Below are 14994 nucleotides of genomic sequence, written 5' to 3'. Positions count from 1 at the left end.
TAGTAATATACGGTATACTAAATAAAACTTATTTACCAAAAATAAAAAGGAATGATAATCATGGTTGCTTCGGATCATTTTAATGAAGACCAGGAGCTTTCACTTAAACTATTTGTAGTATTGACAAGAGCAATTCAAGCCATTGAAAAACAGGTTGTTCTAAATATAAAAAGCTACGGCCTTAATTTGACTGAATTTGGTGTACTTGAATTACTGTATCATAAGGGGGAACAGCCTATTCAGCGGATTGGTCAAAAGGTTCTACTTGCCAGTAGTAGTATTACATATGTAGTGGATAAGCTAGAGGAAAAGAAATACTTAGCTAGAAAAGCTTGTCCAACAGATCGACGGGTAACATATGCAGTGATAACGGAATCCGGACAAAAGCTCATGGACGAAATCTTTCCCCAGCATGCCCAAGCAATTAGTGAGATTATGGGGGGATTGGATACGGAAGAGAAAAAGACGGTGATTGAGCAAATAAAAAGGCTAGGCTTGTACGCACAGGAGTTATAATTAGATATTAATGAATAAAGGTATTGCCAATACAGCAATACCTTTATTCATTAATGATTGGTAAAAATTCCACCCAATCCACTATTCGATTAAACCTACTATCTCGATTATAGGACTGATCCTTCAGATAAACTTTAATCGGCTCCTCGGACAAGGTTTCCAAGATTGTTGGCTTGTCATCCACATAATAATCAAGATATAAGTCTTTTATAATATGAATTTTTTCATGGTCCTCCATTCCATAGAAGAAATGGCCAGTGTGGATAGGAAATCCTTGCTCTATCATCCACTGTTTGGTTCGCTCACCATGTTTTTTTGGTCGGGCAGTAATATAAAATACCTCATGGCCTAGCTCCACCAACCTATTTACAGTTTCCACTGCACCCGGAAACACAGGACAATCTGTAAAATAAATTTCCTCTAGGGAGCTTTTCCACATCTTATTGCCTTCTTCTTCACTTAATCCAAATGGTTCGTGAATTTCTACCCGTTGAAGCTTATGAAATTCTTCTATTGGTACTTCCTTATTTAGTTTTGTTTTATAAAGCTGAAAGGCATGTTCTCTTAGATTAATTAATGTATCATCAATATCAAATCCGAACCGCATACAATCCCTCAATTTCCATAGGTTGGATAGCCAGTAAACTTAAAATCACTGCCTACTTTTTCTATCATTGTATCCATTAGTTCTACAGCATCTGCCATGTCGGCAATTCCTGTTCCTTCTAAGAAAGTAGGAGCATCCTTTCCACCAATTAGCTTTGGTGCAAAATAGAGGACGACCTTATCTACTAGTCTATTTTCCAAGAAGGATGCGTGAATATTGCCGCCACCTTCGATAAATAAAGAGGAAACAAGCTTTTCCCCTAATATCTTTACTACTTCATTTGGATTAACGGAATTTTCACTAGTCGTTACAAAAATATGAATTCCAAGCTCCTCCAGCTGCTGTTTTTTTACACTGTCATAATGCTGGCTAGTAAAGATCCACGTTTCAGCTTGATTATCTGTTACTACATTTGCATCTAGTGGGATTTTCAACGTAGAATCCATGATAACACGAATTGGATTTCTGCCATTTGGAATTCGTGAAGTGAGTGATGGATTATCCTTTAATACAGTGTTAATTCCAACGAGGATAGCCATGTTTTCACTTCGGAGCTGGTGTACATCCTGCCTTGACTCATCTGAAGTAATCCACTTACTGCTGAAGGTATGTGTAGCCACTTTTCCATCAAGCGTCACCCCAGCCTTGAGGGTCACAAACGGTTTTTTGGTCATAATGAATTTATTAAAAACTTCATTCATTTTAATGGATTCTTTTTCACGTATTCCAGTAATTACCTCAATACCAGCATCCTCTAAAATTCTGACACCATTTCCAGCGACAATTGGATTTGGGTCTAGTGTTGCAATGATTACTTTTTTAATTCCTGCTTCCACAATTGCCTCGGCACAGGGGCCAGTTCTCCCATGATGGGAACATGGCTCTAGCGTAACATAGATTGTTCCACCTTTTGCTTTGTCTCCCGCCATTCTTAGCGCATGAATCTCCGCATGTGGCTCACCGGCCTTTAAGTGGCTACCTACCCCAACAATACGATTATCATTAATAATAACCGCACCGACTAATGGATTGGGGTCTGTTTGCCCCTTCATGGCAATTGCATTTTGTAAGGCTAAGTCCATATAAAATTCATGGTTAGTCATTAGAGCAGTTCCTCTCTTCACGAAGATGCCCTGATTTTTCAACCTTTGTTTTTAAATAACGCTCATTATACTCGGAGACATCTCCCCAAAGTGGAACACGACCAACTAAGGTTAAGCCCGCCTCTTTCATCGCTTCGAGCTTTAATGGATTATTTGTAATTAATGTTACTGGTTTTGAGCGAAGCTGTTTAAGTACACGAATGGCATCATCATAATTCCTGGAGTCATTGACAAAGCCAAGTGCTTCATTTGCTTCAACAGTGTCGAGGCCATTCTCCTGTAAAATATAAGCCATTGCTTTGGAAAATAGTCCAATGCCGCGACCTTCGTGGTTCGCCAAATAGAAAATGGCTCCAGTCCCATGCTCAACTATTTTATGCATGGATTCTCTTAATTGGAAGCCACAGTCACAGCGTTTACTACCAAAAATATCGCCAGTGTGGCAAATAGAATGCATACGGATTAGTGCATCATCATCGTTTTCAAAATCACCGTATACTAATACACTCGATTGTTGAAATTCGGCTAGATTTTGTGAGGATAAGTTATCAATAATGGTTTGATAGTCATCGGTAAACTCATCGGAATGTAACCAACAATACCATTTGAACTCAACTGTTTCACCATATAAATTAACAGGAAGCTGAATTGGGCCGACTAAATAGATTGCTCCTTCCGGTGTCTTAATGGATTGTATTTTATCTTTTAAGATGGCTAGTACTTTTGCTTCTAGATTTATTTGTCCCATATTATTACCCCTTTCATTGCCCTTAGTATAAAGAAAAACCAATATAGCTTCAATTTATCTTTCTCGGAATACAGGAAATTAATCTTTTGTTTAAAATATGGTCTTTGATTCGCTTCGGTTTGTATTTTTTTAAAAAAGCTATTGCATTATATTTTTTTACATGTTAATATATCGACATACGATATATCGACACTAGATATAATGGTGGTGAAAAAAATGAGAAAAGAACCAGAAGCATTTCTGCCTCTTTCACAAGCAACCTACTATATTCTATTATCCTTACGGGAAGTACGACATGGCTATGCAATCATGCAGGATGTAGAGGAGGTTAGTAAAGGTGAAGTGACAATGGGACCAGGTACCTTATATGGTGCTTTAAGTAAATTAGAAAAACAAAAAGTGGTAGAGAAGGCCCAAGTACAGGATGATGATCGGCGTAAGTATTATCAGCTAACGGAATTAGGTAGAGAGGTTTTACAGCTCGAATATAAACGTTTGAAATCATTAGTGGAAAATTCTAGTGAAATTATTCAACAGATGGAGGGGAATTAAAATGGCAAAAAGAAAGTTTCGATTATTTTTAGGTTCTGATGTAGGGAAGGAAGAAGAATGGTTAACAGAGATGTCGAGGAATGGACTGCATCTTCAAAAGTATCAGTTGTTTAGTTATACCTTTGAAGAAGATCCGGAAAAGTCCTATGTGTATCAGATTGATTTTCAGCAGAATGTGAAGGATGATTATTTACAGCTATATAAGGATGCTGGATGGGAGTATGTAACAAATGCGATAAATGCATTCCACTACTTTAGAACCGAAACATCCAATAAAGAAGTTAGAAAGTTATATTCTGATAAAGAATCCATAAGAGATTCCTTTAATCGGATGATTCGTTTCTATGTAACGATTTTCTTATGCTTCCTTGTGTCACAACTTGGCATCTTCACTGGTCTCTTTAATTCATGGAAGAGTTATCCTTTTTACTATACGATAGTGGGCGTAGATGCTGTAGTCATAGTACTCTATGTTTATGTCCTTTTATCGTTGAGAAAAAGGGTTCAATCCATCGAAAGAAAGTAAAAAGGTAAAAAGGTAAAAACTGTTAGTACCTGTTTTCAAGAGGGTATTAATCGTTTTTACTTTTTTTCATTTAGTACCTTGCATTGAACAGTAGTGTGTGTTATATTATAGCTGAGCAAAGTAGTGTGTATAAACCGGTACTATACATTATATAATAGTGATGAGAAAACGAAGAGGTGAAAATGTTGAATGTACAATTTAAAAAAGGCGTGCTAGAGCTATGTGTACTTGTCCTACTAGATAGGCAGGACCGTTATGGCTATGAACTTGTACAAAAGATATCAGATCAGATTGCTATATCGGAAGGAACGGTATATCCATTATTAAGAAGATTAACAAAGGAAGGTTATTTTACAACGTATTTAAAGGAATCATCGGAGGGGCCATCTCGAAAATATTATGCATTAACAGATGAGGGGCGTCAGTATCTTCATGAGCTATTACGAGAGTGGGATGAGTTTACCAATGGGGTAAATGAGTTAATAAAGGAAGGTGTTAGCGATGAATAAAGGGCAGTTTATAGAAAAGCTAAATGATGCCTTGAAACGACTTCCGTCTTCAGAGAGAGAGGATATCATAAATGATTTCGAGGAGCATTTCGAGATTGGATTGAGTGAAGGGAAGACAGAGCAGGAGATTGCAGCTTCCTTGGGATCACCACAGCAAATTGCTAAGGAAATGATTGTCACGTATCGCTTAGAACAGGTAGAGGAGACTGCCTCTACCGGTAATATTTTCCGTGCTGTTTGGGCAGTTATCGGACTGGGTTTTTTCAATCTAGTAATTGTGTTAGGACCTTTTATTGCATTATTAGGAATTCTTTTTTCTGGATGGGTCATTGGTGTAACATTTTTACTCAATCCAGTACTGTATTTGCTGAATGTGGTCATCTATCCAGAAGTTTTTGAACTATATGGGCTATTTTTTACTATCGCATTGTGTGGACTCGGTATATTCGTGATCATTGGGATGTATTATGTTACACGCTGGTTATTTAAAGGCTTTATTCGTTATCTGAATTTCAATGTCAGAATGGTTAAAGGAGGAATGAAAGATGCCTAAACAAAAGCTATTGATCGTCATTGCTTCTTGTCTTCTTGCTGTAGGGTTAGTAGGTGTTTTAGCTACATTTAGACTATCTGGTTCCGCAGAAGAGATAAGTAAAAAAGAAGTTATTGAAAATACAAATATAACGGATATCTCAATCGAAGCGGATAATGCGGGAATTGAAGTGTTGCCTACGAAAGAAGAAACTATTACGGTAGAATTTTATGCAACAGAATCCAAACAAAAAAAATATAATCTAGAATTGGAAGAACAAGGTCAATCCCTTGCCATTGAATTAGAAGAAAAGGTTATCCAGTTTCTACATTTCGGTTGGGATTTTGATTTTAAAAGTCCTAAATTAACAGTATATTTACCTGAAAAAATGTATCACAAATTAAAAATAGAAGCGGAAAATGGAAAGATCGAAGCGGAAAATGTATCCGCTGAAGATGTAGCAATTGAAACAGAAAATGGAAGAGTAGAGCTTACTGAAGTTATCACTAATCGGACTCATGTTACCTCTGAAAATGGGAGTATTAGATTTAATTATGTAGATGGTCAGGTGTCTAGCGATGTTACCAATGGAACCATCACATTTATAACGGACGATCTAGATCGCTCAATTGATCTAGAATCTGTGAATGGAAGAATTAAGGTTCAAACACAAAATGAGCCAACAAATGCAACCATTGATGCTAGTGTAGTAAATGGAAAAGTTGATATCTTTGGTAGTAATACAAGAAGCAGTGTAACCGGTAATGGAGAGAATAGAATTAAGTTAACGACGGTTAATGGTAGTATTACGGTTTCGAAATAGTATATGGATTGGTAAAAAGCTGTTTAAGGTAATGTACCTTGAGCAGCTTTTTTATTTTCAATAGATTGCACGTTTCAGCTTATCCCTGCATATTACTAGAAACGTCCAGTGTTTCCCTAGGGCAAAAGTTAAAGTTTTAGCAAAAATAACTTGACTAATACAAACTGTACTATTTAATATTGTAATTAACTAATAATTTTTCCTAAGGGAAAAACAAAAGGGAGAGTGCAAAAGTGGAGTGTTTTAGTAAAGGCTGGATATTAATTCTTATACTTAGCTTGGGTTTGTTTTTGACGGCTTGTTCATCTGGGGAATCTGCTAATCATGCTAGTGATGGGAAAATAAAGATTGTTACAACCATTGCCCAAATTGCCGAACCTTTACAAGTAATTGGTGGAGATCTTGTCGAGGTGAACAGCTTAATGGGTCCTTCGGTAGATCCGCATCTTTATAATGCTACACACGGAGATATTACAAAAATTGCCGATGCTGAGCTTGTTTTTTATAACGGCTTAAATCTTGAAGCAAATATGGTCGGTATATTTGAAGAAATGAAAGCTGCAAAGCCTGTTGTAGCGGTAGGAGAGGCAGTACCGGAAGAACTACTTTTGAAGGATGAAAAGGGTTCGATTGATCCGCATATTTGGTTTGATTTAGAGCTATGGAAGCTAGCACTGGATGAGGCTGTTAAGGAATTACAGAAATATGCACCAGAGAGGTCCGATGTATTAGCGAAAAACAAGGAAGCATATTTTGCAAAAGTGGATGATTTAAGCGAAGAATCCAAAAAGCTTTCAGAGATTCCTGTTGAACATCGATACTTAGTTACGGCACATGATGCCTTTGGTTATTTTGGTAGAATGCATGATTTAGAGGTTATTGGACTTCAGGGATTAAGTACAGATAGTGAAATTGGCGTTTCAAATATTAGAAGTACCATTGAGATTATTAAACAATATAATGTTCCTGCCGTTTTTGTGGAAAGTAGTATTAATGAGAGCTCCATTAAGGCTGTTATAGAAGGGGCAAGAGAAGAGGGAGTTGATGTGGAACTGGGTGGACAGCTTTATTCAGATGCAATGGGGAAGGCTGGAACCGAAGAGGGTACGTACCTAGGTATGTATCGGCATAATGTAAAGACGATTTATGAGGCATTAATGGGAGGGGTAAATTAACATGGCAAAAACAGTATTAAAGGTTACTAATCTATCTGCATCCTATCGGAAAAATACGGTGCTTGATAACGTAAATTTTCAAATCGAGGAAGGGTCCTTAACAGGAATAGTTGGGCCTAATGGTGCGGGTAAGTCTACATTGATTAAGACGCTTTTACACTTACATCCCTCTCTCACAGGGAAAATAGATTTTTATGGATTGCCTTTTAAAAAGGCAAAACGAGTTATTGGCTACGTTCCACAGCGGGGATCTGTTGATTGGGATTTTCCAACAAACGCGTTGGATGTAGTTGTTATGGGCTTATATGGGCAAATCGGGTGGCTAAAGCGACCATCCCGAGCCCATAGGAAATTAGCATATGAGGCACTAGAAAAAATGGATATGGCACCATATGCAGATCGGCAAATTAGTCAGCTCTCAGGTGGACAGCAGCAACGTGTTTTTCTCGCACGTGCACTCGTTCAGGATGCAGAGTTTTATTTCATGGATGAACCACTTGCAGGTGTCGATGCGACAACGGAAAAAGCAATTATGGCAATACTTAAGGAGCTAAAAGATGAGGGGAAAACGGTGATGGTTGTTCATCATGATTTGCAGACTGTCACGGATTATTTTGACCATGTTTTATTTTTAAATCGAACGGTTAAAGAGCATGGTTTGACGGACTCAGTATTTACAAAGGAAAATATCATGAAAACCTATGGCGGAAAAATGCAACGAATAGTTGAGGGGGGTTCCCATGTGGTCCATTCTAACTAGTAGTAACTTTCAGTGGGTATTAGCTAGTACGATGACTTTAGGCATTGCCTCTGGTATGGTTGGTTGCTTAGCCTATTGGAAGAAGCAAAGTCTCATGAGTGATGCATTAGCTCATTCCGCACTACCTGGTGTCATTATTGGCTTTTTAGTCATCGGGGAGAAAAATATCATATTTCTCATTACCGGTGCTGCAGTTAGTGCATTAGTTGGGGCTTTCTTTATTCAATGGATCCAGTCATCCACTAGGATTACAGAAGATACGGCAATGGGAATGGTCCTTTCGATTTTCTTTGGTCTTGGGATTATGTTATTAACGATTGTCAATCGTTCTGCTGGTGGGAATCAAAGCGGTCTAGATAGTTTTATTTTCGGGCAAGCTGCGTCAATGGTAAAACTGGACGTTTTCACAATGCTCATTTTAGCATTAGTAGTCATTACGATTATCTTTATTGGGTTCAAGGAGTGGAAATTATTTTTATTTGATCCACAGCATGCGAAGGGACTTGGCCTTTCCTTGAGCATGATGAATGTTATTTACACCCTAATATTGGTGACAACGATTGTAATTGGAATTCAGGCTGTTGGGGTTATCTTAATTGCCGCATTGCTAATTATTCCTTCCGTTAGTGCTCGATATTGGACCAACTCCTTTCACTATATGCTTATTCTATCTGCATTGTTTGGAGGACTATCTGGGGCCTTTGGGACTTATTTAAGTGCAGTAGGAAAAGGGTGGCCTACTGGCCCGTTTATTGTAGTAGTTGCTGCTATTCTCTTTATCTTTTCTTTGCTTTTTGGGAAAGAGAAGGGGTTACTTATCACCTGGTTTGAGCAATATTTGGAACGTAAGCGAATTGGTACTACAAAACAGACCTCGACAATCGGAACAAAAGGAGTGAATTAAAATGTCTTATACAGCATGGATAATCTTGACTGCATCATTAGTTGGACTCTCTTGTGGACTTGTAGGGACATTTCTTATTTTAAGAAAAATGGCTATGATGGCGGATGCTATTAGTCATACAGTCTTATTAGGAATTGTCACTGCTTTTCTTATCACCAAGGAATTAAGTGGGCCACATATGTTGGTGGGTGCTATACTAGCTGGACTTCTAACTGCCCTTTTCGTTCAAGGTCTTCATCAATTTGAAATCGAACAGCATGCCTCGATTGGAATTGTCTTTACTACACTCTTTGCAGTTGGAGTTATATTAATTACAACCTCTATCGGAAATGCTCACCTTGATGTTCAGCATGCATTAATGGGAGAGATTACATTTATTCCTTGGGAGACTATTACGCTTCCAATAGTAGGAAAAGTACCTGAAGCGACTGCCCTTCTAGCACTAGTGCTGATGATCGTGTTGGTCTGTATTATAGCATTTTACAAAGAATGGAAAATTACATCATTTGATCCGGCTCTTGCTGCTAGCCTAGGAATCCCAGTTGTTTTTATGCATTATCTATTCATGAGCCTCGTATCCATTACGACAGTGGCGTCTTTTGATGCGGTAGGCGCTATTATGGTTGTTGCCATGCTGATTACACCAGCCGCCGCTGCTTATCTTTGGACAGATAAATTGTCTGTAATGTTACTATTAAGTGCATTGTTTGGAGTCGTTTCTGCAGTAGCGGGATATTATATTGCAGCATGGATAGATACGTCCATCTCTGCTTCGATGGCATTTGCAACGGGAATCGTTTTTTTAATCAGTTTTATTGGTTCGCCTAAGCACGGTCTAATTGCGAAATATCGTCGGCCGGGGGAAATTGTAGCAGCCTAATGAAATCTTATAACTTAACGAAGCTTTAACTTTAAGCTAATCTTAGGGAATAGGGCCCTGGGGTTAGCTTTTTGATAGAAATAATTTTAATTACTATAAGTGCTATCTATGGTGAAGGAGGTTACTTTCTAATCATCAGGAATCTGTTTAATGAAGTTAGATAATTTACTTTTAGATTGCATTACGATACTAGCCACATAGCTAAAATAGTACAAAAGGCCAAAAAGTCGAAAAATTTAGCCGTAATATATTGCATTTTACTAAAGAAAGTAGTAAGATAAATTTCGTCTATATCTGATTTATTGCTCGTCTATTAATCTGATAATTCAGAAAAACAACAGGAGAGAGACAATTGACGAAAAAACTATCATTTTCATCGTATTTAGTTATAGGTACAATGCTTTTTGCCTTGTTCTTTGGAGCGGGGAACTTAATTTTTCCGGCTCAGTTAGGACAAGCAGCAGGAACGAATTTATGGCTAGCTGCTCTAGGATTTCTAGTAACCGGAGTAGGATTACCTTTTTTAGGAATACTCGCTATGGGTTTTTCCGGAAGTAAAGACTTGCAAGAACTTTCCGGTCGGGTACATCCGGCTTATGGTGTGTTCTTTACAACTTTACTATATTTAACAATTGGACCCTTCTTTGCATCACCAAGAACAGGGGCAGTTGCGTTTGATGTAGCTATTTTACCGCATTTAGGTGAGGGTTCACATTCGTTGGGATTATTCTTATTTACACTTATATTCTCTGCCATTACGCTATGGCTTTCCTTAAATCCGGCAAAAATTGTAGATAATGTAGGGAAAATTCTAGCTCCTGGTATTGTTGTATTACTTGCTATTCTTCTTATTCTTGTCATTATAAAACCGTTAGGGACACCTCAATCTCCAGTAGGAGTATATCAAAGCAGTCCTTTTACTACTGGTTTTCTAGAGGGATATAATACAATGGATGCTTTGGCATCATTAGTTTTTGGAATCATTGTGATTAATGCAATCCGTTCGTTGGGAGTCACAACCAAAAGAGGTATTCTTGCAGCAACCACCAAAACTGGTTTAATAGCAATTACGTTTTTAGGATTAATTTATCTCGGAATTTCGTACTTGGGATCTGTAAGCGTCGAGGAGTTTGGACTTTTTGACACTGGTGGACTTGTCTTAAGTAGTGCAGCGGATTATTATTTTGGTATTTTTGGTTCAATTTTACTAGGGGTTGTCATGATATTAGCATGTCTAACGACAAATATTGGTTTAATTACAGCATGTGGGGAATACTTTCACCGGTTGTTACCGAGGTTTAGCTATAAAACGCTCGTTATTTTCTTTACTGTATTAACTTTTGTGATTGCTAATTTTGGATTAACGAATATTATTACGTACTCGATACCAGTATTAATGTTCTTATATCCATTGGCTGTTGTTTTAATGCTGTTGACATTCTTGTCACCTTTATTTCACCATTCCCGTATCGTGTATGTTTCTACTATCGCGGTAACGTTTTTAGTAAGTATTGTAGACGGCCTAAAAACGTTATATAGTTCTCTTGAAATAGAGGGTTATGGATTCTTCCAACCAATTGTAAATTTCTATCAAGATATACTACCGTTTTATGATAATGGCCTCGGTTGGCTTGTTCCAGCAGTGGTTGTCATACTTATTACAGGAGTTATTGCTAGATTGGCAAGGGTAGGAAGGACTGTAGAGGCATAAAAAAATCGGTGTCCAAAATGAGGGCACCGATTTTTTTATTAACTAATTTTTTCTGGTAGTTGAAAATCTTGCAGTATTCCTAGCCAGTTTTGTTTCATTAAGCTAGACGCTTCTTCTTTATTCTTCTTTTCCATCGCACGAATGATTCTCTCGTGAACGTCGATAGAGTTGACCGATAGAATGATGGAGTTATGAAAGAACAGCCTTCTTACATGTGCTTGGAGCTTTTCAACGATATTATTTATGTATCCGTTATTAGCAATGTCCACAATCACCTGGTGAAATTGCTCATCTATATTCAAGGCAGAATGATAGTCTTTTTCGTAAAGTGCATCACGGAAGGCATGGTTGGTAGTAGTTAATAAGGAGATATCTTTCGAAGTGATATGCTCAATAGCAAGTTCTGCTGACAATGCCTGTAATGCAGCTAATGGTGGCAGTAATTCTTTAATAGACTCTTTTTCAACTTCAGTTACTTGGGTCGCCTTACCCGGATACATTTTAACGAATCCTTGTGACTCTAACAGCTGTAGGGACTCTCGGACCGGTGTCCTACTTACACCTAATGCATTAGCGAGCTCTGTATCGTTTAGCTTTTCACCTGGGTATAAGGTACCATCGATGATCCAATGAAGTAGTTGTTTATATGCGCCTTCCTTAGCTGTAGTACGAATGGGTTTTGTATGATTATTTGGTATTGGCAACGGAATCCCCCCTCCATAACTATCTCTATTTCTAGTATACATGAAAACTTATTCTATGAATATGTGATTTTTAAAGAAGGAAGTAGGGAGTTGTTTTGATAAGATGTTTAATTTGTGTTTTTTGGTTAAAACTGAAACAATATAAAAGTAAATTTTGAGTAAAAGGAGTTCATTATTATGCAATGTAAAATAAATAGAAATGCTGCGAAAGTCTTAAAAAAGATGCTTGAGTCAGAAGAGGCACAAGGAAAAATGATTCGTGTCGTTGTTACTCATATTCACGGAGACCATGCTCATTATGATATTGAATTAGATACACCTACAGAAAATGATGAAGTGGTAAAAACAGACAAGGACATCGATATTATATTGGAAAAAGGAAACGAGTATTTAGATGGAGTATGGATTCAATACTTCTATGTGCCACAGGAAGAAATGGTAATTACAAATCCTAAAATGGGACATCATCATTAATAGGTTTGCATGAGGCAAGGATACGTTTCCTTGCCTTTTTTTGGTTTCTGAAGTAGTTTTATACGATAAAGTTGGTCTTGGAGAACTCGGGAACATGATTATCAGCGAATAGTAGCAGCATATCAGCGTTTCACTAAATATAACTTTTTCTTCTCAAAAAGAAGAGGTACCAATCAAACTGGTACCTCTCCACAATATCAATAAGGATCGGCTTCCCGTCCTTTTCTAATGGCATCATCGACTGCTTCTGGGGCATCTTTAGCACCAAGAGGGTGGAATTCTTCTCCTGCTTCCATATTCGTATTACCCATTTCCTTTATTTTAGCAGCAATTCCTTCGCGAAGGCGTCGACCATATTCCTCATCAGCTTCTTCTGCAAGAGCAATCATTTTGTCTTGAATACGTTTATCGCAAATGGATAAATCATTGACTAGATTGTTAATGAGTTCATCCTTTTCCCATTGTTCGAAGCGGCGATATGTTTCACCAGCTTGCTTCGTATTATCATTTCGGTCAATCGATTCGCGAACGAGATTTCCTTCTACTTTTGGCGTATATTCCTTTCCAACTTGCTCGGCTTCCGTTAAACCACCGAGGATAGAAGGCTCGTAGTTTACATGCGGATTTTGACCAGGTGCTTTATCATTATAGTGCCGAAGCTGTCCGCCTTCTTGATTTGTTGCAACACGTTTTTTTGCTGCATTAATTGGCAGCTGTAAATAATTAGCCCCTACTCGATAACGCTGTGTATCAGAATAGGAAAATGTCCTTCCTTGTAGCATTTTGTCATCGGAAAAATCCAGTCCATCTACAAGGACACCCGTACCAAAGGCTGCTTGTTCAACCTCCATAAAATAGTTCTCTGGGTTTTTATTCAACACCATTTTTCCTACGGGTAGCCATGGGAATTGATCTTCTGGCCATAGCTTCGTATCATCAAGTGGATCAAAGTCTAGCTCTGGATGTGGCCCATCCTCCATGATCTGTACGAAGAGTTCCCATTCTGGAAAGTCACCACGTTCAATTGCTTCATATAAATCTTGTGTTGCATGATTAACGCTTTTTGCTTGAATTTCGGCAGCTTCCTTAACCGTTAGGTTCTTTATGCCTTGTTTCGGTTCCCAGTGATACTTCACAAGGACAGCCTTCCCTTCCTGATTAACCCATTTATAGGTGTTAACCCCTGACCCTTGCATCATACGATAGTTTGCCGGAATTCCCCATGGGGAATAGACAAAGGTAACCATATGAAAGGATTCAGGCGAGTTGGCACAGAAATCAAAGAACCTTTCAGGATCTTGCATATTGGTAACTGGGTCGGCACGAAAGGCATGGATCATGTCCGGGAATTTCATAGCATCACGGATGAAAAAGATTTTAAGATTGTTGCCAACTAAATCCCAGTTTCCATCTTCGGTATAAAACTTAATTGCAAATCCGCGTGGGTCACGTGCTGTCTCAGGCGAATCAAGCCCACCTACGACAGTTGAAAAACGTGCAAAAACTGGGGTTCGCTTTCCTTTTCCATTAAATACCTTTGCCCTTGTGTATTTAGAAACTGGCTCATCCCCAACTGTGCCATATGTTTCAAAATAACCATGTGCTCCAGCACCTCGGGCATGAACAATACGCTCGGGAACCTTCTCGCGGTCAAAGTGACTGATCTTCTCGATAAAGTCATAGTTTTCTAATGTAGCCGGTCCACGGTTACCAACAGTTCGTATGTTTTGGTTATTGGTAACAGGATGGCCTTGCCTAGTGGTAAGGGTATCTTCCTTTTCAATATTTGTTTGGTGATTCTCGTTTGAAGGATTGTTATCCATTTGCCTGGCTCCTTTTCATCGTCATTCTTCACAGTATCTATGTTTGCCAGAACCTATCGAAATAAACCTAAAAATGGAAGTTGTTTTTCGATTAGGAAAAAAACGTTGAAACCCTTAAATTGAAAAGATATTCTAAGATTAACAGTAGTTATTATAAAGTTTACGAGGAAGGTTGAGTTGTCATTGGGAGAAATTTTAGTAGCTGGAAAGAAGCAACTGGATGGCCTTACGAAATTAGCCATGGAATTATGGCAAGGACATGATTTTATGGAATTTAAACAAGAATTTGAGGAAATGCTACAAACCGATAAAGATAGATTTCTATTGTATGTAGTTGATGGTGAAGCAGTGGCATTTATGCATTTATCTATCCGAACAGAATATGTAGAGGGAGCAGATTCAAGTCCAACAGGATACATTGAAGGAGTATACGTTAGCCCATCATATAGGAGAAGGGGAATATCTACGAAACTTTTTCATGAAGGGAAAAAGTGGTTAGTTGAACATGGATGTAAGCAGGTAGGTTCAGATATGGAGATTGATAATAAGGATAGTTATCCATTCCATATCAGCCTAGGATTTCAGGAAGCGGGACGTCTAATTACCTTTATCCGTGACTTAGACTAATGCTTAAATGCGAAAGCTTG

Annotated in this window: 18 protein-coding genes; 13 read left to right on the top strand and 5 right to left on the bottom strand. The window is 38.1% G+C overall.

Annotated features, from left to right (window positions below; genetic code table 11):
• The first annotated feature begins 60 nt into the window (after positions 1-60).
• Positions 61-516 carry a MarR family winged helix-turn-helix transcriptional regulator gene (locus KI338_RS09700; RefSeq protein WP_212920806.1) on the top strand — a complete coding sequence of 152 codons (456 nt, stop codon included), beginning with the start codon at positions 61-63 and terminating at the stop codon, positions 514-516.
• A 43-nt stretch (positions 517-559) separates the two neighbouring features.
• Here KI338_RS09700 and KI338_RS09695 read toward each other — a convergent pair whose 3' ends face one another.
• From KI338_RS09695 to KI338_RS09685, 3 genes are read right to left on the bottom strand one after another with little or no spacing between them, the layout of a single operon-like run.
• Positions 560-1123 carry a 5' nucleotidase, NT5C type gene (locus KI338_RS09695; protein ID WP_212920805.1) on the bottom strand — a complete coding sequence of 188 codons (564 nt, stop codon included), beginning with the start codon at positions 1121-1123 and terminating at the stop codon, positions 560-562.
• An 8-nt stretch (positions 1124-1131) separates the two neighbouring features.
• Positions 1132-2226 (bottom strand): bifunctional diaminohydroxyphosphoribosylaminopyrimidine deaminase/5-amino-6-(5-phosphoribosylamino)uracil reductase RibD, encoded by a 1095-nt coding sequence (gene ribD / locus KI338_RS09690; RefSeq protein WP_212920804.1) that lies wholly within the window; start codon positions 2224-2226, stop codon positions 1132-1134.
• A complete protein-coding gene (locus KI338_RS09685) occupies positions 2219-2974 on the bottom strand; it encodes a GTP cyclohydrolase II (protein ID WP_212920803.1) in 756 nt (251 codons plus the stop codon). Before KI338_RS09685 ends, ribD begins: the two co-directional genes overlap by 8 nt.
• Positions 2975-3190: 216 nt before the next feature.
• Here KI338_RS09685 and KI338_RS09680 point away from each other — a divergent pair, with 216 nt between their 5' ends.
• From KI338_RS09680 to brnQ, 10 genes are all read left to right on the top strand, one after another.
• Entirely contained in the window at positions 3191-3526 is a 336-nt protein-coding gene (locus KI338_RS09680) for a PadR family transcriptional regulator (protein WP_212920802.1), read from the top strand.
• A 1-nt stretch (position 3527) separates the two neighbouring features.
• Positions 3528-4052: a DUF2812 domain-containing protein gene (locus KI338_RS09675; RefSeq protein WP_212920801.1), complete on the top strand. Its 525-nt coding sequence runs from the start codon at positions 3528-3530 to the stop codon at positions 4050-4052.
• 185 nt (positions 4053-4237) lie between these two features.
• Complete coding sequence (locus KI338_RS09670; RefSeq protein WP_212920969.1) at positions 4238-4561, top strand: PadR family transcriptional regulator; 324 nt, start codon at positions 4238-4240, stop codon at positions 4559-4561.
• Positions 4554-5114 carry an HAAS signaling domain-containing protein gene (locus tag KI338_RS09665; RefSeq protein ID WP_212920800.1) on the top strand — a complete coding sequence of 187 codons (561 nt, stop codon included), beginning with the start codon at positions 4554-4556 and terminating at the stop codon, positions 5112-5114. Before KI338_RS09670 ends, KI338_RS09665 begins: the two co-directional genes overlap by 8 nt.
• Positions 5107-5916, top strand: coding sequence for a DUF4097 family beta strand repeat-containing protein (locus KI338_RS09660; RefSeq protein ID WP_212920799.1), 810 nt, complete (start codon positions 5107-5109; stop codon positions 5914-5916). Before KI338_RS09665 ends, KI338_RS09660 begins: the two co-directional genes overlap by 8 nt.
• Before the next feature lie 233 nt (positions 5917-6149).
• Positions 6150-7091: a metal ABC transporter solute-binding protein, Zn/Mn family gene (locus tag KI338_RS09655; RefSeq protein WP_212920798.1), complete on the top strand. Its 942-nt coding sequence runs from the start codon at positions 6150-6152 to the stop codon at positions 7089-7091.
• 1 nt (position 7092) lies between these two features.
• On the top strand, positions 7093-7851 hold the full coding sequence (locus KI338_RS09650; RefSeq protein ID WP_212920797.1) for a metal ABC transporter ATP-binding protein: 759 nt from the start codon (positions 7093-7095) through the stop codon (positions 7849-7851).
• Entirely contained in the window at positions 7832-8755 is a 924-nt protein-coding gene (locus tag KI338_RS09645; protein WP_212920796.1) for a metal ABC transporter permease, read from the top strand. The genes KI338_RS09650 and KI338_RS09645 overlap by 20 nt, the downstream gene beginning before the upstream one ends.
• A 1-nt stretch (position 8756) precedes the next feature.
• Positions 8757-9635 carry a metal ABC transporter permease gene (locus tag KI338_RS09640; protein ID WP_212920795.1) on the top strand — a complete coding sequence of 293 codons (879 nt, stop codon included), beginning with the start codon at positions 8757-8759 and terminating at the stop codon, positions 9633-9635.
• A 352-nt stretch (positions 9636-9987) separates the two neighbouring features.
• On the top strand, positions 9988-11346 hold the full coding sequence (brnQ, locus tag KI338_RS09635) for a branched-chain amino acid transport system II carrier protein (protein ID WP_212920794.1): 1359 nt from the start codon (positions 9988-9990) through the stop codon (positions 11344-11346).
• 38 nt (positions 11347-11384) lie between these two features.
• On the opposite strand, the gene KI338_RS09630 is transcribed toward brnQ, so the two are convergent.
• A complete protein-coding gene (locus tag KI338_RS09630) occupies positions 11385-12050 on the bottom strand; it encodes a GntR family transcriptional regulator (RefSeq protein WP_212920793.1) in 666 nt (221 codons plus the stop codon).
• Between the two features lie 177 nt (positions 12051-12227).
• Between KI338_RS09630 and KI338_RS09625 the strand changes: the two genes are divergently transcribed.
• Entirely contained in the window at positions 12228-12524 is a 297-nt protein-coding gene (locus KI338_RS09625; RefSeq protein WP_212920792.1) for an iron-sulfur cluster assembly accessory protein, read from the top strand.
• 197 nt (positions 12525-12721) lie between these two features.
• Here KI338_RS09625 and KI338_RS09620 read toward each other — a convergent pair whose 3' ends face one another.
• Complete coding sequence (locus tag KI338_RS09620) at positions 12722-14347, bottom strand: catalase (protein ID WP_212920791.1); 1626 nt, start codon at positions 14345-14347, stop codon at positions 12722-12724.
• Between the two features lie 177 nt (positions 14348-14524).
• On the opposite strand from KI338_RS09620, the gene aac(6') reads away from it, so the two are divergent.
• Positions 14525-14974, top strand: coding sequence for an aminoglycoside 6'-N-acetyltransferase (gene aac(6') / locus KI338_RS09615; protein ID WP_212920790.1), 450 nt, complete (start codon positions 14525-14527; stop codon positions 14972-14974).
• Positions 14975-14994: the final 20 nt, after the last annotated feature.

The sequence above is a fragment of the Ornithinibacillus bavariensis genome (assembly GCF_018333235.1).
Lineage (GTDB): Bacteria > Bacillota > Bacilli > Bacillales > Amphibacillaceae > Ornithinibacillus > Ornithinibacillus bavariensis.
This window is presented reverse-complemented; position numbering and strand designations above follow the sequence as displayed.

Bases quoted from the DNA above. Each gene is read 5' to 3' on its own strand.
- KI338_RS09700 (WP_212920806.1), top strand. From the start codon at position 61: ATGGTTGCTTCGGATCATTTTAATGAAGACCAGGAGCTTTCACTTAAA.
- KI338_RS09675 (WP_212920801.1), top strand. From the start codon at position 3,528: ATGGCAAAAAGAAAGTTTCGATTATTTTTAGGTTCTGATGTAGGGAAG.
- KI338_RS09680 (WP_212920802.1), top strand. From the start codon at position 3,191: ATGAGAAAAGAACCAGAAGCATTTCTGCCTCTTTCACAAGCAACCTAC.
- KI338_RS09660 (WP_212920799.1), top strand. From the start codon at position 5,107: ATGCCTAAACAAAAGCTATTGATCGTCATTGCTTCTTGTCTTCTTGCT.
- KI338_RS09685 (WP_212920803.1), bottom strand. From the start codon at position 2,974: ATGGGACAAATAAATCTAGAAGCAAAAGTACTAGCCATCTTAAAAGAT.
- KI338_RS09695 (WP_212920805.1), bottom strand. From the start codon at position 1,123: ATGCGGTTCGGATTTGATATTGATGATACATTAATTAATCTAAGAGAA.
- KI338_RS09620 (WP_212920791.1), bottom strand. From the start codon at position 14,347: ATGGATAACAATCCTTCAAACGAGAATCACCAAACAAATATTGAAAAG.
- KI338_RS09645 (WP_212920796.1), top strand. From the start codon at position 7,832: ATGTGGTCCATTCTAACTAGTAGTAACTTTCAGTGGGTATTAGCTAGT.
- KI338_RS09650 (WP_212920797.1), top strand. From the start codon at position 7,093: ATGGCAAAAACAGTATTAAAGGTTACTAATCTATCTGCATCCTATCGG.
- KI338_RS09665 (WP_212920800.1), top strand. From the start codon at position 4,554: ATGAATAAAGGGCAGTTTATAGAAAAGCTAAATGATGCCTTGAAACGA.
- ribD (WP_212920804.1), bottom strand. From the start codon at position 2,226: ATGACTAACCATGAATTTTATATGGACTTAGCCTTACAAAATGCAATT.
- KI338_RS09625 (WP_212920792.1), top strand. From the start codon at position 12,228: ATGCAATGTAAAATAAATAGAAATGCTGCGAAAGTCTTAAAAAAGATG.
- KI338_RS09640 (WP_212920795.1), top strand. From the start codon at position 8,757: ATGTCTTATACAGCATGGATAATCTTGACTGCATCATTAGTTGGACTC.